The organism is Cyanobacterium sp. T60_A2020_053 (assembly GCA_015272165.1).
Lineage (GTDB): Bacteria > Cyanobacteriota > Cyanobacteriia > Cyanobacteriales > Cyanobacteriaceae > Cyanobacterium.
Map to the genome: position 1 here is coordinate 1 of JACYMF010000069.1, position 22756 is coordinate 22756.

22 protein-coding genes and 1 pseudogene are annotated in these 22756 nt (G+C 37.9%); 15 read left to right on the plus strand and 8 right to left on the minus strand.

Features of this window, described 5'->3' with window-relative positions; translation table 11 throughout:
- Positions 1-158 precede the first annotated feature (158 nt).
- The gene (locus IGQ45_10075; GenBank protein MBF2057543.1) at positions 159-368 is read left to right on the plus strand and encodes a hypothetical protein; all 210 of its coding nucleotides are present in this window, start codon (positions 159-161) and stop codon (positions 366-368) included.
- Positions 365-631 (plus strand): type II toxin-antitoxin system RelE/ParE family toxin, encoded by a 267-nt coding sequence (locus tag IGQ45_10080; protein MBF2057544.1) that lies wholly within the window; start codon positions 365-367, stop codon positions 629-631. Before IGQ45_10075 ends, IGQ45_10080 begins: the two co-directional genes overlap by 4 nt.
- 43 nt (positions 632-674) lie before the next feature.
- Here the strand turns inward: IGQ45_10080 and IGQ45_10085 are convergent, their stop codons facing one another.
- Both IGQ45_10085 and IGQ45_10090 read right to left on the minus strand, forming a co-directional pair.
- Positions 675-1646 carry a transposase gene (locus IGQ45_10085; GenBank protein ID MBF2057545.1) on the minus strand — a complete coding sequence of 324 codons (972 nt, stop codon included), beginning with the start codon at positions 1644-1646 and terminating at the stop codon, positions 675-677.
- A gap of 5 nt (positions 1647-1651) precedes the next feature.
- Positions 1652-2395: a HEAT repeat domain-containing protein gene (locus tag IGQ45_10090; protein ID MBF2057546.1), complete on the minus strand. Its 744-nt coding sequence runs from the start codon at positions 2393-2395 to the stop codon at positions 1652-1654.
- A 271-nt stretch (positions 2396-2666) separates the two neighbouring features.
- Here IGQ45_10090 and IGQ45_10095 point away from each other — a divergent pair, with 271 nt between their 5' ends.
- Positions 2667-2981: a PepSY domain-containing protein gene (locus IGQ45_10095; protein MBF2057547.1), complete on the plus strand. Its 315-nt coding sequence runs from the start codon at positions 2667-2669 to the stop codon at positions 2979-2981.
- 32 nt (positions 2982-3013) lie between these two features.
- On the opposite strand, the gene pdxH is transcribed toward IGQ45_10095, so the two are convergent.
- The gene (gene pdxH, locus IGQ45_10100; GenBank protein MBF2057548.1) at positions 3014-3652 is read right to left on the minus strand and encodes a pyridoxamine 5'-phosphate oxidase; all 639 of its coding nucleotides are present in this window, start codon (positions 3650-3652) and stop codon (positions 3014-3016) included.
- A gap of 336 nt (positions 3653-3988) precedes the next feature.
- The gene (locus IGQ45_10105; protein ID MBF2057549.1) at positions 3989-5578 is read right to left on the minus strand and encodes a 2-isopropylmalate synthase; all 1590 of its coding nucleotides are present in this window, start codon (positions 5576-5578) and stop codon (positions 3989-3991) included.
- Positions 5579-5743: 165 nt separating this feature from the next.
- Here IGQ45_10105 and IGQ45_10110 point away from each other — a divergent pair, with 165 nt between their 5' ends.
- The 3 genes from IGQ45_10110 (at position 5744) to IGQ45_10120 (ending at position 7137) form a co-directional block, all read left to right on the plus strand.
- Positions 5744-6385, plus strand: coding sequence for a PEP-CTERM sorting domain-containing protein (locus IGQ45_10110; protein ID MBF2057550.1), 642 nt, complete (start codon positions 5744-5746; stop codon positions 6383-6385).
- A 199-nt stretch (positions 6386-6584) separates the two neighbouring features.
- Positions 6585-6869: a BrnT family toxin gene (locus tag IGQ45_10115; protein ID MBF2057551.1), complete on the plus strand. Its 285-nt coding sequence runs from the start codon at positions 6585-6587 to the stop codon at positions 6867-6869.
- Positions 6862-7137, plus strand: a complete 276-nt coding sequence (locus IGQ45_10120) for an antitoxin (protein ID MBF2057552.1) — start codon at positions 6862-6864, stop codon at positions 7135-7137. The genes IGQ45_10115 and IGQ45_10120 overlap by 8 nt, the downstream gene beginning before the upstream one ends.
- Positions 7138-7209: 72 nt before the next feature.
- On the opposite strand, the gene IGQ45_10125 is transcribed toward IGQ45_10120, so the two are convergent.
- The 3 genes from IGQ45_10125 to IGQ45_10135 all read right to left on the minus strand — a co-directional run bounded on the left by IGQ45_10125 (position 7210) and on the right by IGQ45_10135 (position 11914).
- The gene (locus IGQ45_10125; GenBank protein ID MBF2057553.1) at positions 7210-8607 is read right to left on the minus strand and encodes a trigger factor; all 1398 of its coding nucleotides are present in this window, start codon (positions 8605-8607) and stop codon (positions 7210-7212) included.
- A 244-nt stretch (positions 8608-8851) separates the two neighbouring features.
- A complete protein-coding gene (locus IGQ45_10130; protein ID MBF2057554.1) occupies positions 8852-10288 on the minus strand; it encodes a folate/biopterin family MFS transporter in 1437 nt (478 codons plus the stop codon).
- A gap of 579 nt (positions 10289-10867) precedes the next feature.
- Positions 10868-11914, minus strand: a complete 1047-nt coding sequence (locus IGQ45_10135) for a type 2 isopentenyl-diphosphate Delta-isomerase (protein MBF2057555.1) — start codon at positions 11912-11914, stop codon at positions 10868-10870.
- 652 nt (positions 11915-12566) lie between these two features.
- Between IGQ45_10135 and cysE the strand changes: the two genes are divergently transcribed.
- The 7 genes from cysE to IGQ45_10170 all read left to right on the plus strand — a co-directional run bounded on the left by cysE (position 12567) and on the right by IGQ45_10170 (position 20100).
- Positions 12567-13220: a serine O-acetyltransferase gene (gene cysE / locus IGQ45_10140; protein MBF2057556.1), complete on the plus strand. Its 654-nt coding sequence runs from the start codon at positions 12567-12569 to the stop codon at positions 13218-13220.
- 256 nt (positions 13221-13476) lie between these two features.
- On the plus strand, positions 13477-15756 hold the full coding sequence (gene purL / locus IGQ45_10145; protein ID MBF2057557.1) for a phosphoribosylformylglycinamidine synthase subunit PurL: 2280 nt from the start codon (positions 13477-13479) through the stop codon (positions 15754-15756).
- A gap of 242 nt (positions 15757-15998) precedes the next feature.
- On the plus strand, positions 15999-16694 hold the full coding sequence (locus tag IGQ45_10150; protein MBF2057558.1) for a response regulator transcription factor: 696 nt from the start codon (positions 15999-16001) through the stop codon (positions 16692-16694).
- A gap of 123 nt (positions 16695-16817) precedes the next feature.
- Positions 16818-17267 carry a photosystem II protein PsbQ gene (gene psbQ / locus IGQ45_10155; protein ID MBF2057559.1) on the plus strand — a complete coding sequence of 150 codons (450 nt, stop codon included), beginning with the start codon at positions 16818-16820 and terminating at the stop codon, positions 17265-17267.
- 163 nt (positions 17268-17430) lie between these two features.
- Positions 17431-18546 (plus strand): peptidylprolyl isomerase, encoded by a 1116-nt coding sequence (locus tag IGQ45_10160; GenBank protein MBF2057560.1) that lies wholly within the window; start codon positions 17431-17433, stop codon positions 18544-18546.
- Between the two features lie 382 nt (positions 18547-18928).
- Positions 18929-19603, plus strand: a complete 675-nt coding sequence (locus tag IGQ45_10165; GenBank protein ID MBF2057561.1) for a nitrogenase — start codon at positions 18929-18931, stop codon at positions 19601-19603.
- A gap of 146 nt (positions 19604-19749) precedes the next feature.
- Positions 19750-20100, plus strand: a complete 351-nt coding sequence (locus IGQ45_10170) for a hypothetical protein (protein ID MBF2057562.1) — start codon at positions 19750-19752, stop codon at positions 20098-20100.
- Positions 20101-20571: 471 nt separating this feature from the next.
- Here the strand turns inward: IGQ45_10170 and IGQ45_10175 are convergent, their stop codons facing one another.
- On the minus strand, positions 20572-21327 hold the full coding sequence (locus tag IGQ45_10175) for a sulfite exporter TauE/SafE family protein (GenBank protein MBF2057563.1): 756 nt from the start codon (positions 21325-21327) through the stop codon (positions 20572-20574).
- A gap of 85 nt (positions 21328-21412) precedes the next feature.
- On the opposite strand from IGQ45_10175, the gene IGQ45_10180 reads away from it, so the two are divergent.
- Both IGQ45_10180 and IGQ45_10185 read left to right on the plus strand, forming a co-directional pair.
- Complete coding sequence (locus IGQ45_10180; GenBank protein MBF2057564.1) at positions 21413-21811, plus strand: DUF202 domain-containing protein; 399 nt, start codon at positions 21413-21415, stop codon at positions 21809-21811.
- A 113-nt stretch (positions 21812-21924) separates the two neighbouring features.
- A pseudogene (locus IGQ45_10185) lies at positions 21925-22713 on the plus strand (sulfate ABC transporter substrate-binding protein).
- Positions 22714-22756 lie beyond the last annotated feature (43 nt).

The following is a 22756-nucleotide window of genomic DNA, read 5'->3' on the forward strand; positions in this document are numbered from 1 at the left end:
CTTAATTGCCACACCAAAAGATAATAAATACCATCTTAGTTCAATTCATTGAACGTGATACTATTGGTTCCGTGTAATTCATTACACGGTGGTTGATGATACTTCGCCTCATATTAATTTTAAAATAAAGTATAATCATAAAAAAGAACTAAAGTATTATGAATAATATCTCATTAGAAAACAATCAACTAAAACAAACTATAAAAGAAATAATAATAGAAGTTATTAGAGAAAATAAAGAAGAATTATCAGATTTAATAATAGACCTTATGGAAGAAAATTCCTTATTAAAAGCTATTAAAGAAGGAGAAAATACAGAATTAGTTGAAAAAGAATCGCTCATGGCAATTCTAAAACAGAAATCATGAAAATAGAATTTAGAAAAAGTTTTGAAAAAGACATAAAAAAAATTAAAGATGTAAAATTGTTACGCAAAACTCAATTAATTATTGAAGAAATCGAAAAATTAGATAACTTACAACAAATTAACAATATTAAACCTTTAAAAGGAGAAACAAATTATTATCGTATCAGAATAGGAAACTATCGAATGGGTATATACGCCGATGAAAATGTTGTTAGATTCGTTCGATTTTTGCATCGTCAAGAAATTTATCAAAATTTTCCCTAAAACCAGCGCCCCTGACTGCCTGACACATTTATTTTAAATCCTTTTAAATATAGTATTTTATCTCTTTTATTCGACTGAACCAAATGGCATCATAATAATCTTCTTTTGCTTTTTTTGAGGCGAAACAAGGTTCTGGGTCTTTCGATAATAATGGCATGGGTGGAAATAAATTTCTCCCTTTATGAATTACACCTGTGAGCCAACGCAAACCTATTTTAAAATAACTAATTCCCCTTGAATAATGTGGATCGACCTGAGTTCGTAATCCCTTAATTTGAACTGCCATACCTTGAGAAGTGGAAAATAAGATTGCCAATGCGACCACCAGATATAGCCTGTCTAAAGATTTTGAGTTACGAATTTTGGACTGTTCTAGTTGAAATGCCCCAGACTTACTATCTAAAAATAATTCTTCCATAGAAAATCTCAATCCATACTGCCATAATGTTTCTAAGGTAGGTTTCTCTGAAGTAATAATTGCCCAAGGATCATTTATTCCTCTCACATTTGCCAACACTAAGTTACATTGGCATTGATTCTCTAGCCATAAAAAAACATTGTGATAAAAAGTAGCTTCTCCCACAGGAGGTAAAAGTGTTTTTAACTGCTTACCTTTACATTTACCATTGCCCATATGGACATCAATGGGTAAACGTAAACAATAATCCCAGTTTGTAGTTTGTAACCAACGTAGTATTTGGTAATTAGCAAACCCTCGATCTGCTAGTACCATCACATCATCATATTCCGATAATATTTTTGGTGCTAATCTGAGAATTAATTTATATTCTCGAAAAGCAACAGTAGAACTATTATGTTCCATAGCTTTCCACAGAAACGGAATAGCTCGACCACTACAAACATAAGCCTCCCATTCATTTAAATTAATCGTACCACTAGAAATCAGTGCATGAATCATCAAAGCTAGTGCTTGAAGATGACGTAAATCTTTGTAAGTGGTATGTTGACGAAGCAGATTAAGTAGTTGATGATAAATAGGAGTACAGATAGAAATCTTAATCAAATAATTCCTTCAAACTCTAACTCTTCAATGGTTTGTAAACCACGAGCATCGCCCAATTTTAACAAAGCACTTTTGGCATCTTCTTTTACCCCTAAATCCTCATCTTCGACTAAGGCTTCAATAAGAGCATCGATAGCAGTATTATAAACCACATTATTAGGTAATTCTCGACATAAGCGCCCGACAGTCCAAGCGCAGTTACTTCTCACGGCTGAAATGGGGTCTTTTCTTAGGGTTTTGATTAAAACTGGTATGGCTGTAATAGTATCTTCATACTTTAATTTGGCGATATTTGCTATGCTACTAGCCGACCACAACCGTACCGCAACAATGTCATATTTAAGGGCATGGAGAAGAGGTTTAAAGCTATTGGAATCAGCACTATTACCCAGCGCCCACACCACTCCTTTACGCACATAACCATTCCAATCATTTTGTAAGGTATTAATGAGGGGAGAAACGGCTGATGGATGAGTGTTGCGCCCTAAAGCGTAGGCGGCACTCACTCTAATTAACGGGCAAGTATGGGTTAAACGCTCAATTAATAAAGGGATGGCACGATGATCGCTAATTTCGCAAAACGCCCTTACTCCTCTGATTTGCTCCTGTAAATTGCCATGGGAAATTAACCCCAGCATCTCGTCAGGATCGGGCTTGGGGGGGATTTCTGCCTCAATCATATCTAAAGGGTTGAGGTCGTCAATTTCGAGGGCGCTGTTGCTTAAACTAGAATCATTCATAGCACACCATTTTATCTTGTCTTAATGCAAGGGTAAATACTTTTTGGGGTAATTTGTTACGGAAATTAATAATTCTATCAAAAAACGGTGGAGGGCGCTTATCTTCCCACTGATTAAATGATCAGCTATGACTGCCACTAATTATCTACAATCGCTATAGCAATCCCATTATAGTTATAAAGATATTTTCAAAATGAAAAAACTTGCTTTAAAAATTCATAAAAATAAAAATATTCGGCAAGATTTTTATATTAATCCCCAATCAGGATAAATATTACAAATATACCAAAGAAATAATACTTTTGACCCTATTTTTATTAAATTTCATACAGAGTTATTAGCAGGAATTATTGGCAAAACTGTTTTAGGTTTTGTGGGAATCAGTTTATTTTTATTAACTATTACTGGTTTATTACTATGGAATGGATGGCAAAAATTAGCACTTGGTTTTAAAATTCGTTTTGGCTCGAAGTGGCGCTTATTAAATTATGATATACATAAAGTTATCGGTATTTTATCATTCATTTTTGTTGCTAATTTTGCGATAACAGGAGCCATTCTTGCTTTGGATAAACCCAGTGGTTAATAATCCTCACGAAAATTGCAACCATTGATTGATTAAGGTGCAAGACGTTGAATTTGCCAACCTTGATTGTCAGGAGTATAACACAGACGATCATGAAGTCGATTAGAGCGCCCTTGCCAAAACTCAAAACGGGCTGGAATGAGCCTAAAACCGCCCCAATGCTCAGGGCGTGGCACTTTTTGATCTTGATACTTTTCTTCCAGCGCCCTCAACCCTTCATCTAAAACCTGACGACTATCGATAATTTGACTTTGAGGAGAAGCCCAAGCGCCTAATTGTGAACCGAGAGGGCGACTATAGAAATAATCATCGGATTCTTGGGGCGAAATTTTTTCGATTTGTCCTTCTAGGCGCACCTGTCGCTCTAAACTTGACCACCAAAACACCAGCGCCCCTCTGGGATTTACTGCTAAATTTTGAGCTTTATCACTCTGATAATTAGTAAAAAATACAAAGCCACGGGCATCTAAATTTTTTAATAAGACGATGCGCGCGTGGGGTTGCCCGTCGCCATCCACCGTTGCTAAAGTCATGGCGTTAGGCTCAATTTGACGGGCGCTGACGGCATCCTCAAACCAGCGATGAAACTGCTGAAAAGGATCAGTTAATACATCTTTTTCTAATAAACCACCTTTGATATAATCTTCCCTCAATGAGGGTAAATAATCCATTGCCATATCATTAATGAAGTAATCTAAAATCTAAAATCTAAAAAAGTAATCCGCCCCTACGCTGTAAGAGCGGGTTATGGTGTGAGGAGTGAACGGAAACTAACGCTTCCGCCACTTATATTATAACTTTTAATTAGGTGTTGGTGAAAAAGTGCTGTCGTTGAGGGGAGGTGTCAGGTATTAGGTATTAGGTTAAAGAATTGAGAAAAAACATATCTTAATTGATTTTTTATGTTCAATTCTTTGATAGAATTATATAATGGTTTGAAAATTACACCTGAAACCTGCAACCTGCAACCTGAAACCTATTAACCTTGAAACCTTTTGATACCTACTTTAAATTACTGCCGTTTCCTTTTTACTTTGCAAAGTGGCGTATAAACGGTTAAGGGCGCTGATGTAGGCGCGCGCCGAAGCCACAATCACATCAGTATTGGCAGCATAACCAGAATAGGTGCGCCCTTCGTGCTTTAAACGAATAGTAACTTCTCCCATGGCATCAATTCCAGCCGTAACGGATTTAACGGAATATTCTGTTAACTCATTGGGAATATTTACCACTCGATTAATGGCTTTATACACCGCATCTACTGGACCTGTACCGATGGAAGCATCACTTAATTCCTTGCCGTCAGGGGTGCGTAATGTCACTGTGGCGGTGGGCGCTGAATGATCACCACAGGACACTTGTACTAACTCAAGGCGGAAAAGTTCGGGCGGTTGTTGAATTTCATCGTTAACGATGGCTTCCAAATCCCAATCGGTGATTTCTCGTTTTTTGTCCGCAACTTCTTTAAAGCGCAAAAAGGCTTTATTAAGGTCATTTTCTGATAAATCAAAACCCAATTCTTGCAGACGACTACGGAAAGCATTACGCCCCGACAGTTTACCCAAAACAATTTGATTGGTAGTTAAACCGATGGATTCAGCGTCCATGATTTCATAGGTGAGACGATTTTTCAAGACTCCATCTTGATGAATGCCAGACTCGTGAGAAAAAGCATTAGCGCCCACCACCGCTTTATTAGGTTGTACCATCATCCCCGTGAGATTGGAAACCAAACGGGATGTTTTATAAATTTGTTTGGTGTCAATATTGGTGAGGGGCGCTGTTGATTCCACCTCTCTGCCCAAAAACGGATTATAGTATTGACGGCGCACATGAAGTGCCATAACTAATTCTTCTAAGGCAGCATTTCCAGCCCTTTCACCGATACCATTAATAGTACATTCTAACTGGCGCGCGCCGTTTTTCACTGCTTCGAGGAAGTTGGCAACAGCCAACCCTAAATCATTATGACCATGAACGGAAATAATGGCTTGGTCAATATTCGGCACATTTTCTTTAATACCTTTGATGAGGGCGCCGTATTCGCTAGGGGTGGTATAACCAACGGTATCAGGAATATTCACCGTAGTAGCGCCCGCCCGTATTGCCACTTCTAGCACTTGATACAAAAATTCTGGATCACTTCTACCGGCATCTTCGGGGGAAAATTCCACATCATCGGTAAAGGTTTTAGCATAGGCTACCATTTCTGGCACGATTGCCAATACTTCTTCACGGGTTTTCTTTAACTTATACTGTAAATGAATATCAGAAGTGGCGAGAAACGTATGAATACGGCGTTTAAAAGCTGGTTGTAATGCCTCTCCAGCACTTTTAATATCTGCCTTGGTGGCGCGCGCTAGACCACAAATAATCGGTCCATTTTCCGTACCCACTAACTGGGCAATTTTGTTAACTGCTTCAAAATCTCCTACACTGGCATGGGGGAAACCAGCTTCAATGACATCCACCCCTAATTTAGCTAAAGCACGAGCAATATTTAATTTTTCTTCTGCATTTAAACTAGCACCCGGAGATTGTTCTCCATCTCTCAAGGTGGTATCAAATATAATAATTCGGTCGGGCTGGTTTGTCATATCTTCAGTGCTATCTATATTACCAACATTGTCTCTCTATATCATAGATCAATCGTCAATCATTTTAATTAAATTTTACCTGATCCCCCCAAATTTCTTGATCTCATTAGTTTTTAATCGTCTAAAATAAGAAAATATTTAATTCAAAAAATGGAAATTGAATTGATGAAAAATTTAGCGAATGCTACCTCCTACAAATATAAGGGTTTCGGGGTTTTTACTACTCTTTTAACTTTGGGTAGTGTTTTGGGGATGATGGGTGTGGCGGAGGGCGCTGTTTTTAATGCTACCTTTAATTCTACAGTTTTCCAAAATGATGGAGTTGATGGTGGTTTTGGTGTCGGGGATACATTCCTCGCCACGGTTGCCCTTGATAATGGTGGTAGTAGTGTTGAAAGTCAAACTTGGCAAGTTAGTGAGGTTCTCAGTATTACCTTTAATTTTGGCAATGGCGCCCATGTTACTACATTCGATAATACTATCGACTCCGGAGGTGGAAACTTTGCGACCGATAGTTCAGGGGTGCTAACTTCCGTTCCTAATTGGGGAAATTTCAATGCTAGTGACGATGTTATCTCTACTAACTCAAGCCAAACGCCCAGCCAGTGGGTTTTAAATGGTGGCAATAGTATTTATTTCACCGAAAGTTTTGCTAACTCAGTGGCTATTAATAACGAAGAGAATACTATTGTTGCGAGTAGTTGGAATATTGCGCCCTCCGTCACAACCCCAGAACCTAGTTTAATGTTAGGTTTAATTGGATTCGGTGCAGTGTTATTGAGTGGTAAGGGTAAGCCTAAAAAGTAACTTGATTATATTTTAATCGATTGTGGATTAAGATTTGACATTGTGGGTTGAATCCTATTCAACCCTCAAAAGCTACATTAACCATTGGAGTTGTTGCATTTTTTCTTGATAATTCTTTCGATGTTTTTTCATAATTGATTCCTAACAAATGGTTTATGATTGCTGTAGTTAAGAAAATTAAGAGTATGACAGCTATCAGGTGAAAAAATTTAATTGGAATGAAGACAAAAATAATTTGTTAATAAAAAGCAGAAATATCAGTTTTGCTGAAGTTATTAGAGCCATTAAAGAAGGAGATTTATTAGATATAATTGAACACTATCATCAAGAAAAGTATTGTCAGCAAAATATTTTTATTATAAAATTTAAAAAATATGTGTATTTAGTTCCTTTTGTTGAGAGTGATAAGGAGATATTTTTAAAAACAATTATCCCAAGTCGCAAAATGACTAAGAAATATTTAAGAGGTAAGGTTAATGAGTAACTTAAATCAAGAAGAGAAAGAGCTTTTAATGAGTGTGGAAAATGAAGAATGGCAAAGCATAAAAAGCCTTGAGAACGCTAAAAATATTTATCAAAGTTATGCTGAAAAATTTTTAGAAAAAGAAAGCTCAATCAATGTAATTTTATCAAGGGAAGATGAGGAAAAATTGTCTGATTTAGCCACTCAATTAGGTAAATCAACTGCTAGTTTAACAGGGGAAATTTTACATAAATATTTACAAGGGTTATTGATAGAAAAAACAGCTTAATTCTCTTTTTTATGAATCATTTTCATTGGCGCGTAGGGGTTGAATACTATTCAACCCTTACAAAGATTGAAATTAACCTTCTTGGTTTTCTTCTGAAGTCATAGAATCTTCTAAAACTTCTTCCTCATCTTCGGATTCAGGAGGATTTAAAGAACCTTCTGGCACTAAATTTACTTGATTTTTTTCCTGTAACCAAGTCAATGTTTTTTCCATCAATAAATCATTGCGCACAAATTTATCTAATTTAACAGGATCAATTTGAGTTGAATCCATATCCTTAGTAACTTCTTCTTTTTTGGCGTTAATTTCTTCATCACTTAAAGTAATGGATTCACGCTGGGCAATTTCAGCAATGATTAAGTTAGTATGTAGGTTCTTACTCGCTTCAGGTTTAGCGGTTTCTCTCATTTTACCTACCATATCTCTGCTAAAAAATTTATTAGGATCAACTCCCATGCGTTCAATTTCTCTGGCAGTTTGCATTAAGAGGTTTTGGACTTCTTCCTCTAGCATGGTTTCAGGTAAGTCAATAGTGGTATGTTTTAATAATTCCTCAACAATAGCACCATGAATATTAACTTTAGTATCATTCTCCGCTTTTTCTCGGTACTGCTTTTCTAAAGATTCCCGTAATTCTGCCATAGTTTCAAATTCGCTAACTTCTTTAGCAAAATCATCATCTAATTCTGGTAACTCTTTTTCTTTCAAGTCTTGAAGAGTAACAGAAAAAACCACAGGTTGACCAGCTAAATCTTTTTGAGGATAATCTTCAGGGAAGGTAAGGTCTAGTTTTTTCTCATCACCAATATTCATGCCGACGATACCTTCTATAAAACCGGGGATAAATTTACCCTCATCTAATGCTACTTCAAATTCTTGAGCGCTTGTGCCTTCGATTAATTCTCCCTCTTCTCCTTCATTTTCTGCTGGTTTACGTCCTTCAAAATCAACAATAGCAATATCTCCTTGTTGTGACGGGCGCCCTTCAACCGGTACTAAAGTGGCACGACGTTGACGTTGCTCTTCGATGACATCATCCACTTGCTTAGAATCATAGACGATTTCTTCCGCTTGTAGCTCAAAACCTTGATATTGTCCTAATTCTACTTCTGGAGGCACATCAACGGCTGCTTTGAAAGTAAAACCACCATTAGGTTGATAATTTTTAATTAGTTCCTCAAATTCAGAAATTAAACGATAATTACCTAAAGAGTTGATGGATTCTTGTTCGAGGGCAGTTTTTAAGCTATCTTGGATTAATTCTTCTAATACGGCAGCTTTAATTCTATCATGTCCTAACCTTTGCAATAAAATGGGTCGAGGTGCTTTACCCGGTCTAAATCCGGGTATATTGGTATTTTTGGCAATTTGACTAACTACTTTCTCATAAGTGGTTTTAGCTGTGTCTGCTGGAATTTCGATTTCTAAACCGATTTGACTAGCAGGAAGTTTTTCCTGTGTAATTTTCATAGAAATTAATACTTGTTTGCTTTTACTATAGATACGCTCTCATTATGATAAGGACATTAGGTCATTATCTGCAAGTAAAATAATTAACAATGGATAATTGACAATGAATAATTAATGATTCATTGCAAAATTAGTGTTACAAAATTACAAGCAAGGGGCTTAAGCCCCTTGTTATATTAAATTCAGAGAATAAATTACAATAAAACTTGGCGCCTTTGCGTCTTTGCGAGACACTCTATCACAATTATTTTTTTGATGAAGTGGTTTTGATAAAATCTATTACCACATCAGGCATCATATCATTAACGGCATTACCGCCGGGGCTGTGATGTTCATATACTTCTGATACTGGGAAATTATAGGTTTTTGATTCCTCTTGAGGGTCAGTATTTGGTAATAATTTAATCAAAAATAAGGGTAAAAGACTAGATAAATTAGTAATTAGTAACAATAACCACAGGTTAGTAAAATCTGTTTCTGTCACTCCTAACCAAGAAGTTAACAGCGCCCCTCCCTCGTGAGAAAGTAATCCGCCTAGATTCCAAATAGACATTAAAAGAGCGAAAAAACTGGCTTCGATACCTTCTGGGCATAATCTAGCGGATAAAACTAAAACAGGCATAAAAGCAATTTGACCCATCACCGTTAACACTAGACTATCACCAAGACTAAACCAATGATCGCTAATGCCTAAACTACGATTCCAATGGTTAACGAGGATTAAGCTAGTCAAGCCTAACAGGGAAGATATTACTACGCACCACCCCAACATGACACGGAAAGAGATTTGTTTTAACCATTTTTGATAACAGAAAATGCCGATTAACGAAGCAAGGCTAGTAATTAAACGCACACGCCCTAAAAATTCGGCGTTGAAACCTAATTCATTGGTGGTAAAAAAGAAAAAAGCAGAATCGGCGCTGGGGGTACTCTGCCATAAAGCAACAAAGATGACGGGCGCTAGAATAGATTTTTTGGTCAAAGTTTGCCATAATTGCTTAGTTTGAGCCAGAATGGGCGTTTTTTGGTCATTTTCTGTCACTGGTTGATCAATAATGAACCATGCTACCGCTATCACTAACAAAGGAAAACAAGCCGTTATTAAGAATATTTGACGGGCGCTGAAAAATTCCAGCAATAAACCGCTAAAATAAGCGGTGATAAGCCCTCCCACCGCAGAGCAACCCCAAGTAACAGATTGTAAAGAGCCTGACTTTTCTAAAGATTCATTTCTCGCCCTCTCCACCACCACAGAATCAACGATAACATCACTCATCGCCACGGAAAGGGAAGTTATTAAAATGGCAATAGTAACCCCCCAGACGCTGTTAACAATGGTAGCGAGAGCAACCCAAGCCAGCGCCCCCAACACCCCCGACAGCACTAAATAACTGCGACGACGATAGGCAAATAGAGGTTTACTGTCACTGAGAAAACCAATGAGGGGTTTAGTTATCCAAGGAATAGCCGCCACGCCCATTAAAGCGGAGACTTGCGCTGGGGATAACATCAACTCATCTTTGAGGAAAAAACTGACGGCTAACCTAGCTAAACCAAGGATTCCTTGTACAAAATATACGGTTAAAATTGCGCCCAATTCGGGAGTTAATTCATTGCCAAAGAGTAATTTATCTTCGATAAATTTCTTGATTTTGGTTGATGAGGAAATATTAATAAACATAAATAATTTTAAAGTTTTATTGCTTTATCTTATCTTAATGTAATTTCAGTTCGATCTGAAATCGTCTGGAAAGGTCGGCAATAATATTTTAAGTCTCAATAATCAGTTATCAAAAAAATTGTATTTTCCTAATTTCCCCACCGTGTAATGAATTACACGGCTAACAGAATAACGTTCAATAAATTGAACTAAGATATTGGAGTTGTTGCGAAATAGATTGTATATGTTGAAATTAATAAAATCTGTTTAATGCTCTGTTGCCTTCTGCCTTTCTCAATATAAACATACAATTAATTTTGCCTACCTATTTAGGTATTGCTGAAAAAGTGGAGTCGTGAGAGCAAATTGATAATTGACAATTATGAGGTTTTATTATCCTCATGTAGTATATGTAATTTTGTATTTTAATTGTATTTATATTCAAAAAAAGCGTAATTTTGCGTATTTTTTGATGCTTGTGTATGTCTTAACCTTTATTAATCAATACTTCCGAGTTATTCAGCAAACCCTACTTACTTATGACAGTTTTAAATCGTTTGTAGCAATAAGTTATTATGAAAAAATATTGAAAGTATTGCCCTAGAGCTTAACTAAAACATTTTTAGTGTGTAATTCGGAAAAAGATTGACAACCAGTGCAAAAAAGCACGGTTTTAATTTCTGCAGTTAGTAACTCTACTAAATCATCCAGCGCCCTCCCCCCCGCCAAAGCATCTCGTAAAAAAGGATAAGCCAAACCCACCAAATCAGCACCCAGCGCCCCTAATTTTGCCACTTCCAAGCCGTTGCGAATGCCTCCGGAAGCGATGAGAGGAATATCGGGATAGAGAGAAGCAATCTCCGCCACACATTGCGCCGTAGGGATACCCCAATTAGCAAAGGTTTTGCCTAATTCCCGTTGTAACTGATTATCTGCCCTTTCACTTTCCACCATGGCCCAAGAAGTGCCACCAGCGCCCGCCACATCAATGGCACTAACCCCCACCTTAATTAATTGCATAGCGAGAAGGGCGCTAATACCATTACCAACTTCCTTGATTACTACTGGCACAGACAAACCCTCACACACTGCGCCAATTTTGCTCAATAAATCCTTAAAATTGGTATCTCCCTGCGTTTGAATACACTCCTGTAAAGGGTTAAGATGTAAGATCAAACCATCAGCGCCCAAATAATCTACTAATTTTTGACATTCTTGGGCAGTATAACCATAATTTAACTGTACAGCGCCCATATTTGCCCATAATAAAATATCGGGGGCAATAGAGCGCACGTCAAAGGTAGCAACGATTTCGGGCTTTTCGATCATCACCCTACCCGAACCAACTCCCATGGCTAAACCGTATTTTTGCGCCGTCATAGCAAGGCGTTGATTAATTAATTGTGCTTTTTCTGTACCTCCCGTCATGGAGGAGATAAGGATAGGGGCGCTGATTTTTTGACCTAAAAAGCTGGTGCTTAAACTGATTTCTGCGTAATCTAATTCGGGGAGGGCGCTATGAGTGAAACTATAATTTTCCAAACCGTTAGTTATTTGCTGACATTGTACCTTTTCATCGAGACAAATACGGATATGGTCGTCCTTACGAGTTTGGGTACTATTTTGGTTTTCACTCACAATTTTCAAAAGCTAGTTTGTATCTAAGTTTACTAGACATCTCCAAAAAATAACATTCTTGCACCTTGTCTCGTGCTTTTAGCCCGAATTTGGTTGACGTCAATTATCCATTGTCAATTATCTATTATCCATTGTCAATTCTCAAAAGTTATCTTAACTACAGTCATCAAAAAGAATAGCTGTTATGATTGACTTTGTGTATGATTAAGACATAATCACAAACAATTTACTTAATTATTCTTTAATATTTTCTTACAAATTTATGGAAGCTGGTGGCAGGTCGAGGAATACGGTAAACAATTCCACGCACAATATAACGACTAATTTATTCGGCGGTGCAATCGCTTTAATAACTCTAATTTTACCATTACTACTCATTACCAATTTTTCGGATGATCTCCCAAACCCTTCATTATCGGAGACCAGTATATTTAATGTAAATAAGTAGATGTGAAAAAAAAGGGCAAAGGGCAAAGGGCAAAGGTAAATATAACATAATCTAACTTTTGGAAAAGGAGAAAGGGAAGCGGGGGGGGGATTATAATTCATAATTGATAATTCATAATTCATAATTCATAGTTATTCGGATAATACTTAAAGCAGATGTGGTAACGATGAGAGATAATAAAAATAGTAAAAATTCTTACCAAATTAAATTACTGTGTTATCTTCTATAATTTCCGATTTTAAGATTATTTTTGACCGTGACCCTGCCGCCCGTAATTGGTTAGAGGTAGTATTCTGTTATCCGGGGTTACAGGCGCTGGTGTTACATCGTTTTTCCCATTGGCTTCATCATCTCGGCATACCACTTCTACCCCGTTTATTATCTCATTTCGGGCGCTTCTTTACAGGCATCGAAATTCATCCGGGCGCTACCATTGGGGAAGGGGTATTTATCGATCATGGTATGGGGGTAGTCATTGGTGAAACTGCTATTATTGGAAATTATTGCCTAATTTATCAGGGTGTAACCTTAGGTGGCACGGGCAAGGAGACTGGAAAACGTCACCCTACCCTCGGTGAAAATGTGGTGGTGGGCGCTGGGGCAAAAGTATTGGGTAATCTATTAATCGGTAATGATGTGCGTATCGGTGCAGGTTCGGTAGTATTAAAAGATGTTCCCTCAGAATGTACTGTGGTTGGTATTCCGGGGCGCATTGTTTATCGTTCTGGAGTTAAGGTTAATCCCCTTGAACATGGTAACTTACCTGATTCGGAAGCGACGGTAATCCGTAGTTTAATTGATCGTATTGAGTCTCTGGAAGCGGAAGTTAAATTTCTCAAGCAAGAAAAATTAATCAATTACAAATAAAATAGACTTCTCCAACAATTAGGATTTTGCGCGGTGAAACAGGCACCTTGCCTGTATTTCTGGAGAGTTCTAATAGCTTACTTTTTGTTGGGTTTCGTAACCTCAACCCAACCTACAGATTACTGATAATTGTCAATTATCCATTGTCCATTGTCAATTTGCCCTCACTACTCCACTTTTTCAGCACCACCTATTTACCTTTGCCTCTTGCCCTTTTAAGATATAATACTAAGGTTAAAATTACCAAGACGAGTATATGTCAGCGCCCTTCACCCCAGCCGAAATCGCCTCAGAAGGCATCAAACCAGCAGAATATGAAGAAATTGTCCAACGCCTTGGCAGACATCCCAACCGTGCTGAATTAGGGATGTTTGGGGTGATGTGGTCTGAACATTGTTGTTATAAAAACTCGAAACCTCTATTATCGCAATTTCCTACCACAGGCGAAAGAATTTTAGTAGGACCGGGGGAAAACGCTGGAGTCGTGGACTTTGGCAACGGTTTAAGGGTGGCTTTTAAAATTGAATCCCATAACCATCCCAGTGCCATCGAACCGTTTCAAGGCGCAGCCACAGGAGTAGGCGGTATCCTCAGAGATATTTTTACCATGGGCGCGCGCCCCATCGCTATCCTCAATTCTCTCAGATTTGGTAATTTAGATAATCCTCACACCAAACGCATTTTTAAAGGAGTGGTGGAGGGTATAAGTCATTACGGGAATTGCGTGGGCGTACCAACCGTAGGGGGTGAAGTATATTTTAACCCTGCTTACAAAGGCAATCCCCTAGTTAACGCCATGGCTATCGGTTTGATGGAAACTGATGACATCGTTAAAGCCGGAGCTTCGGGAGTTGGTAATCCTGTTCTTTATGTCGGTTCGACTACTGGAAGGGATGGTATGGGGGGCGCTAGTTTTGCCAGCGCAGAGTTAACAGATCAATCTATGGATGATCGCCCGGCGGTGCAAGTAGGCGATCCTTTTCTGGAAAAATCCCTCATTGAAGCCTGTTTAGAAGCCTTTAAGACTGGGGCAGTCGTAGCCGCGCAGGATATGGGGGCAGCTGGGATCACTTGTTCTACTTCGGAAATGGCAGCCAAAGGTAATTTGGGTATTGAGTTAGATTTAGATAAAATTCCAGCACGGGAAACTGGCATGATTCCCTATGAATATCTCCTCTCGGAATCTCAAGAGAGAATGTTATTTGTAGCTCAAAAAGGGCGCGAACAAGAATTAATCAATATTTTCGAGCGCTGGGGGCTTCATGCCGTGGTAGCTGGTAAGGTAATAGAAGAACAAATTGTGCGCATTTTCCATCAAGGTAAGGTGGCGGCGGAAGTGCCTTGCACTGCTTTAGCGGAAAACACCCCCGTTTATCACCATGAATTATTAACAGAAGCGCCCTCCTACGCTCAAACAGCGTGGGGCTGGAATGAGGACTTATTGCCCCCCTGTGAAGCGGACGGCGTTAAAGGTCAAAAATGGGGTGAAATTCTTTTAACCCTATTAGATCAGCCTAATATTGCTTCTAAACGGTGGATTTATCGGCAATATGATCATCAAGTCCAAAATAATACAGTAATGTTGCCGGGGGGCGCTGATGCCTCGGTAATCAGAGTGCGCCCTGTGAATGGTAAACCAGAATTGGCAACCACTGGTATTGGCGCAACTACGGATTGTAACCCCCGTTATGTGTATTTAGAGCCTCATTTAGGGGCATCTTTAGCGGTGGCAGAGGCAGCTCGTAATTTAAGTTGTGTGGGTGCCCTCCCCATTGCAGTGACGGATAATCTTAATTTTGGTAGCCCTGAGAAGCCTATCGGTTACTGGCAGTTACATCATGCTTGTGCGGGAATTTCCGAAGCCTGTCGTGAGTTTAACACCCCTGTTACTGGTGGTAATGTGTCTTTATATAATGAAACGGTGGATAGTGAAGGTAATCCTCAACCCATTTATCCGACTCCTGTCATCGGCATGGTGGGTTTAATTCCTGATCTTACTAAAATTGTTGGGCAGGGTTGGCAAAATGAAGGGGATTTAATTTATCTTTTGGGTGCTTTTAAGCCTACTTTGGGCGCTTCGGAATATCTCGCTACTATTCACGACACCATCGCTGGAAAGCCTCCTAGTCTTGATTATGCTTTGGAAAAAGCGGTACAAAGTGTTTGTCGTCAAGGTATTACCGATGGTTTAATCCATAGCGCCCATGATTGTGCGGAAGGTGGTTTATCTGTGGCCTTAGCTGAATGTTGTATCAGTGGGGTGAAGGGCGCTACTGTTTCTCTGCCTCATGGTGAAGGGCGCTTGGATGCTTTATTATATGGGGAGTGCGCCAGTTTAATTATTGTTTCTGTTTCTCCTGATAAACAAACAGATTTCGAGTCATTGTTACAATCTCAATTAGGGGATAAATGGCAAAAAGTCGGCACTGTTACAGGTGATAACCTAGAGATTAATTATCAAGAGCAAAATTTAATTCATGTATCTATTACCGACATGACAAAGACTTGGGGTAATGCTATTGAAAGACGATTGTAATATGGCGGAGGGCGCTGGACAATGGATAAGCCGAATAACTGATTTTACGCAGTCAAATGAGATATTAATAGTTTCAAAGGTTGAGTGCGAACGAAAAATTAGTGTTTTAAGGTTTATTGTGCCTAACATCAGTTAATATTCAAAATTAAAACCATATTCTGTTATTTCGCAACAACTATATTAAAAAATTTGTTTGATAACTGAGTTAATATTGAGAATAAAGATCAATTTTAATAACGGCTATGGCAGATTTAGAGAAAATCTTATTAGTAGATGACGAACCAGGCATCAGAGAATCAGTACAGGCTTACTTAGAAGATAACGAAGGCTGGGAGGTGAAAACGGCGAGTAATGCAAAAGAAGCGTGGGCAAATATTACCGAAGACATACCTGATTTAATTATTTCAGATATTATGATGCCAGAAGTCAATGGCTTACAGTTTCTCGCTCAACTCAGGGAAGATAGTCGTTTGCAAAATATTCCTGTGGTTTTCTTGACTGCTAAGGGAATGACAGGAGATCGTATTGAAGGTTATACTGCCGGATGTGATGCCTATTTATCCAAGCCTTTTGATCCTGAAGAATTAGAAGCCATTGTTAAAAATTTATTGGCAAAAAATCGTCTCAGGGAAGAATCTAACCCTGGGAATCTACAGTTGGATGAGTTAGTAAGAGATGTCAAAGATATAAAAGATAAGTTGGATAATACTTCTCGTCTAAATGTTTCAGCTTCACCCTTTGAGATAGATTTGACCCCTAGGGAACAAAGTGTGTTAGATCTAGTGGCACAAGGTTTGATGAATAAGGAAATCGCAAAGACTCTACAAACCAGTGTGAGAAATGTGGAAAAGTATGTCAGCCGTTTATTTACGAAAACTGCTACGAATAGTCGTACTGAGTTGGTTCGTTTTGCTTTAACTCATGGCTTAACGGATTAAATATGCAAGTTAAATGTATTTTAGTTTAGATAGTAATATCCAATCACAAGAAAAAATTTTGCTAATGTGAATAATTCTGAGAAAATGATAGGGATAAAACTTTTTAGAGAAAATATTAAAACAATGAAAAGATTAAAACCTATTCTTTCCATGTTATTGGTGCTAGTTACCACTTTATTAGTGAGTTGTAGTAGCCCTAGTAAAGCGAAAATTCCTACTGTTTATACTCCTGCTAAAATTGAGCAGTTGCAGTTATATCGAGCGCCCGTCGCCGTTGCCAGAGAACAAATGTCTATCCTTGAGGAGTATATTAAAAGTGAAAATTGGGTAGATACCAGAACCTTTATTCATGGACCGTTAGGAGAACTACGTCAAGCTATGACCAATGCTTCTAGCCGTTTACTGCAAAAAGATCAAAAACCTGCTCAAAACCTCGCCAGAGAGTTATTCACTCATTTAGAAAGAATTGATGCGGCGGCTAAAGATCGTAATAGTAATCTAGCGCAAAGTCAGTATATTGAAGCACTCAAAGATTTTGATGCTTATCTTGATTTAATTCCTACCAATAGTTAGGTTTTTCGGGGAAAGGGTGGAAGGGGAGATGGGGAGAAAATTTAGAATTTAGAATTTAGAAAATAATTACTTCTACATTCTACATTCCTTCCTTTGCCCTTTGCCCTTTTATGGAATAATGACAAGAGAAGATTTATAGAAAATTTCAATACAATAATTAATCATGAAGATTTGGCAACGGCTGATTAAAGTTACCTTAGCAACCATGCTAGTGGTAACAACGGCAATAATATTCACCCCTAATAATTTTAATAATCTTGCTTTTGCTGATGCCCCCAGACAAAGTATTCTCGCTCAAGGGGATGCTATCACTGATCCTGAAGCGATTTTGCGTTACGCTTTACCTATCGATAATGATAAATTAAGAGAAGTACAAACCAATATCGAAAAAATCGAACGGGATTTACGCTCTAAACGCTGGAAAAGAGTAGAAAAAGAAGTCAGAAACGCTGCCTATGTGTTGCAGTTGCATAAAAATGATCTTGCTGACAACGTGCCAGAGGATTTTCAACCCCGCGCCCAAGAATTGGTTAATGCCATTACCAATGATGTGGAAAGTTTACAAGAATTAGTAGCAGGACAAAAAAGAGACGCAATTTATCAAGTTAGAGAAGAAATTCTTGATAATATTACCGAGTTAGAAGAAGCAATGGTAACGGGTTTTCCTTACTCTGTACCTGAAGAATACGCTAATTTACCTCAACTATTGGGGCGAGCTAATGTTAAAGTAACTACCACCAAGGGAGATTTAATCATTGTCGTAGATGGTTATAGCGCCCCTGTTACAGGCGGAAATTTTGTCGATTTGGTACAAAAAAAATTCTATGATGGTTTACCTTTTATTCGTGCTGAAGATTACTATGTAATTCAAACAGGTGATCCAGAAGGTCCAGAATTGGGTTTTATTGATCCTGAAACGGAAAAATATCGCGCCATCCCTTTAGAAATTCTCGTGAGAGGTGAATCTGAGCCAATTTATGGCTTTACTACGGAAGATGTGGGATTATATCTGGCACAACCAGTATTACCCTTTAATGCTTTCGGCGCGGTGGCTTTAGCTCGTCCTAGCACTGATCCTAATGGTGGTTCATCCCAGTTTTTCTTCTTTAAGTTTGATACGGAAGTGACTCCTCCCGGTTACAACCTCATGGATGGACGTTTCGCCGTATTTGGTTATGTGACGGAGGGCGCTGATGTTTTAGAACAATTGACTCCTGATGATCAAATTATCTCTGCTGAAGTGGTGAAGGGCGCTGAAAATCTCCTACAACCAAGCTAATTAGATAGTGCTGAAAAAGTGGATTGGTAAGGACAAATTGACAATTGATAATTGACAATTACGAGGTTTTATATCAAGTCCGCTTGATCAGCCGAAGGCTGCCGCTGCGCGATCACTTACAAATTAGTAAGATCAACATCTTAGTTCAATTTATTGAACGGAATACTATTAGCCGTGTAATTCATTACACGGTGGGTAAATTAAGTAAGTAAGCAAAATTAATTGTGACTTTTATTTTTTTCAAAGCCATAACAACAAGGGGTTTGAACCCCTTGCCTATATATAACTAATTTTGTATGATAACTTATAAAAATATAGATTTTTTTGCTCACTAACAAAAGTCAAGTATAGAATAGAAAAAAGTCTATTTGGTGGTATCCCGATGAAAATAATTAATGCTGACATCACTCCATTACGTTTGGAAGATAGTGTCATTATTGCTTGGTTAAGAGGATTACTCACCGTTGCTTATGCGGATGGTCATTTTGATCCCGAAGAACAGGAATTAATCGCCAGTTTAACCCAAGACGAATTAATGCCTCACACTGAATTGGGCGAATTAGAACCCATCAGCGCCCATCAACTAGCCGAAGCATTGGGAAATGATCTCAAAGTAAAAGAAAATTTTTTGCGTACAGCAGTGATGATGGCTATTGCTAACGGTGTTTATTCTCAAGCAGAAGCCGATACTGTCCATCAATTTCAAAAGGCTTTGGGTTTAGATATAGAAGCCTTAAAATCCCTAGAATCTACTCTTTGGAATTCTCAACAACCTACATCACCATCAGATGAAAGTAATATTAATGTATTACAACCCATGAAAAAATGGTTAGATGGTATGGACATAGACGATCCTAGGGTAGCGCGCTTCCTCTGTAAAATGATCCCCCCTCAATGTCCTTTTGAGAGAGATATTAAACTATTTGGCAAAAAAATTGTTCATATTCCCCCCATGTGTAAGTTAAATCCTTTATATGAACAATTAGTTGGTTTAAGATTTCGGTCCCTTTGCTTCCTTGCTGATAAGTGCGAAGAAGATGTTTCTAAGTATATGTAATGAGCGAAGTAAAATGTTTTAATACTTTATATTATTAATTAAGAAAAGATTGATTAATTGATTTGAGAAAAATTTAGTCAATATTGGCGGAGAGTGTCAAAATAAAATATTTTACTTATAAAACTAAGCTAAAAAACAGTTTAATTATGCCTTTAATCAAAATCCAATCTTCTCTGAAAACTCCTGACAATGAAAATGTTAATCAATTATTGAAATTGTTATCTGCTAAATTAGCTAAACATTTAGGTAAACCAGAATCTTTTGTCATGACAGCTTTTGAAGCTGATATTCCCATGACTTTTGGAGGTAGTTTGGACCCCACTTGTTATGTAGAAGTTAAAAGCGTGGGTAATATGAATCCTAATCAAACTAAGGCGATGAGTGATGATTTTTGTACGGAAATTAATCAAAAATTAGGCATTGCTAAAAACCGCATTTATATTGAATTTGCTGATGCTAAAGGTTCGATGTGGGATTGGAATGGTTCAACTTTTTAATAGTCATTGAGAAAAATTTTAAACACAAGAAGCACCACAGCATAATGGTGATTAAGTTTGTGTCCTTTCAATATATCCCTGTTTTGTCACTTTCCGAAACAATCAATATTAAAAGAATAAATTTATTCACTCAGAAAATAATTCATACAATGATTAGTATAATCCAGCCAGTTGCTGAATCGAAGTATGAAAATAAAAACTCAACAATCTGGAATAAGCTAAGACGCACCTATCTGGCAATATAGCGCCTTTTATAGCAATAAATTGAGAGATGCTGTTAGACTAGATTGTTGATAGGATGAAACTTGGAAAAAATTTATATACTTTGACTTTGAATCTCCCAACCTAGAGAATAATTATCTTCGGGACATTGAAAAAGTTATCAAGAGATGAGCCCCCCCTCTCTGGAGGCTCTTTCCAAGCCCACGTTTCAGGTATTTCAAACTTAACTTTTGGATTGAACGAATCCCACTAATTAATCCATTGTAATAAATTGCGCACCGCCAAGAAAATTACTACAACTAAAAAAATTCTTCTTAACCATAAATTACTCATTTTCATCGCAATTTTAGCGCCCACCATCGCCCCAAAAAACATCGTCACCCCCAAAATTATCCCCAACTGATAATCCACCAAACCTTGAGTCATAAAAATTAGAGTAGCAATGAGAGACGAAAAAATATTTAAAACCTTAGTAATCGCTACCGCCTCCACAAAAGTCATATTCAAAAAACCGATAAAACAAGCCGTTAAAGTCGTCACATAACCACCACTAAAAAAACCACCATAAATTCCCAAAAGGAAAGTCAAAGCATAGCCAATTTTTAAAGCCTTGGGATTAGGTTTTTCTGGTTTTTCTATGCCTTTATTTTTATTAAATACAGAAAAAATCGTTACCAAAATCATAAAAATTGAAATCAGCAAAGGCATGGTATCGGCTGGAATAAGGAGAACAAGAAAAGCGCCCCCCACCGAACCAATCACCGTTAAAACCGATAACAAAGGCAAATCAGGACGTTTTAAAGCATCACTTTTCAAGAAAGGAATTGTACCGCCAATACTCATAAATATTAACGCAAACATATTAGTAGCGATTGCCCTAGCTGGTTCAAAATCAAACTCTAACATTGCTGGTACAGTAATCAAAGAATTGCTCCCTGTTACCACTCCAATAATGCTAGTTATTAAAAAAATAACGACTAAAAATATTAACTCTGTAGCTATCATTTTAGATTATTGACAATGTCTAATTGAATTTTAAATGATTTTTATTACATTTTATAAATTAATAGAATTATAGTATATCGATAAAATGACCAAAATATCAGAGAAAAAATCATCACAACTAAACTCCTCACGCATCAGAGATCATTTGGCAAACGAGCGCACTTACTTGGCATGGATGCGAACTGCCTTAGGATTAATGGGTTTTGGGGTGGTTATTTTACGTCTTCCTACCTTTCAATCTGCAGAAATTCCTCGTCTTGGTATTAGCTGGAAAATGGGCTTACTTTTTGCCAGTGTTGGTTTAATCAGTGTTTTAATCTCAACAGTTCAATATTTCTCGGTATGCCGTGCCATTGAACAAGATACTTACGAACCAGCAAACAAAATAATTATTATCTTTAGTGGTGCTATCGCTCTTTTTGGTCTTGCCATAATTTATGTAGTGTTTACCATTTCTCAAAAACAATATTTTCTTTTACAGTGAAATATTTTTAAAATGTATTGAAATTTATTTTAGTATCTATTATGATAGTACCTAACAAATTTTGCAAAACATAACTGATGAGATTTTAAAGAAGATTATTTGGACAATTTGTATTGGGGTTAACCGTTAGTGCGGTAATTGCCAGTTGTGGGAACAATAACACCAGCGCCCCTCAAACCAACCAACCACAGTCGCCACAAGCCAATCAAGAAGAAGTGACCTTAACCCTTGTGACTTATGCCGTTACGCAAGGCGCTTATCAAAAAATCGTTCCCCAATTCGTTCAAAAATGGGAAGCAGAAACAGGACAAAAAGTAACTATTGACCAAAGCTATGGTGGTTCAGGCTCTCAAACTAGAGCCGTTATTGACGGTTTGGAGGCAGACGTGGTTGCCCTTGCCCTTGCGTCGGATCACTATGCCATCCAAGAGTCTGGATTGATCGAACCGGGTTGGGAAAACGAAGTCGCTGGACAAAACGGCATTATTACTCGCTCAGTAGTTGCCCTCGTCAGTAGAGAAGGAGGAAAAAAAGCTGAAACATGGCAAGACTTAGCCGATCCAGAAATTAGTGTAATTACCGCCAATCCCAAAACCTCCGGTGGCGCGCGCTGGAATTTCCTCGCCCTTTGGGGTAGCGTTACCCAGTCAGGAGGCACAGTCGAACAAGCCAAAGAATACGTTAATAAAGTTTATAGTTCAGTTACTGTATTACCCAAAGATGCCAGAGAAGCCTCCGATGTTTTTTAGACGAGAAATCAAGGAGACGTATTATTAAACTACGAAAATGAACTTTTATCAGCACAAGCTCAAGGCAAAATTGAACCCTATGCCATCCCTCAAGATTACAATATTTCCATCGAAGGTCCTGTGGCAGTAGTAGATGTAAATGAGGAACAGTGAAGCATTGGGGCTATCAATTAATTAATTGATAGGTAGTCTCTAG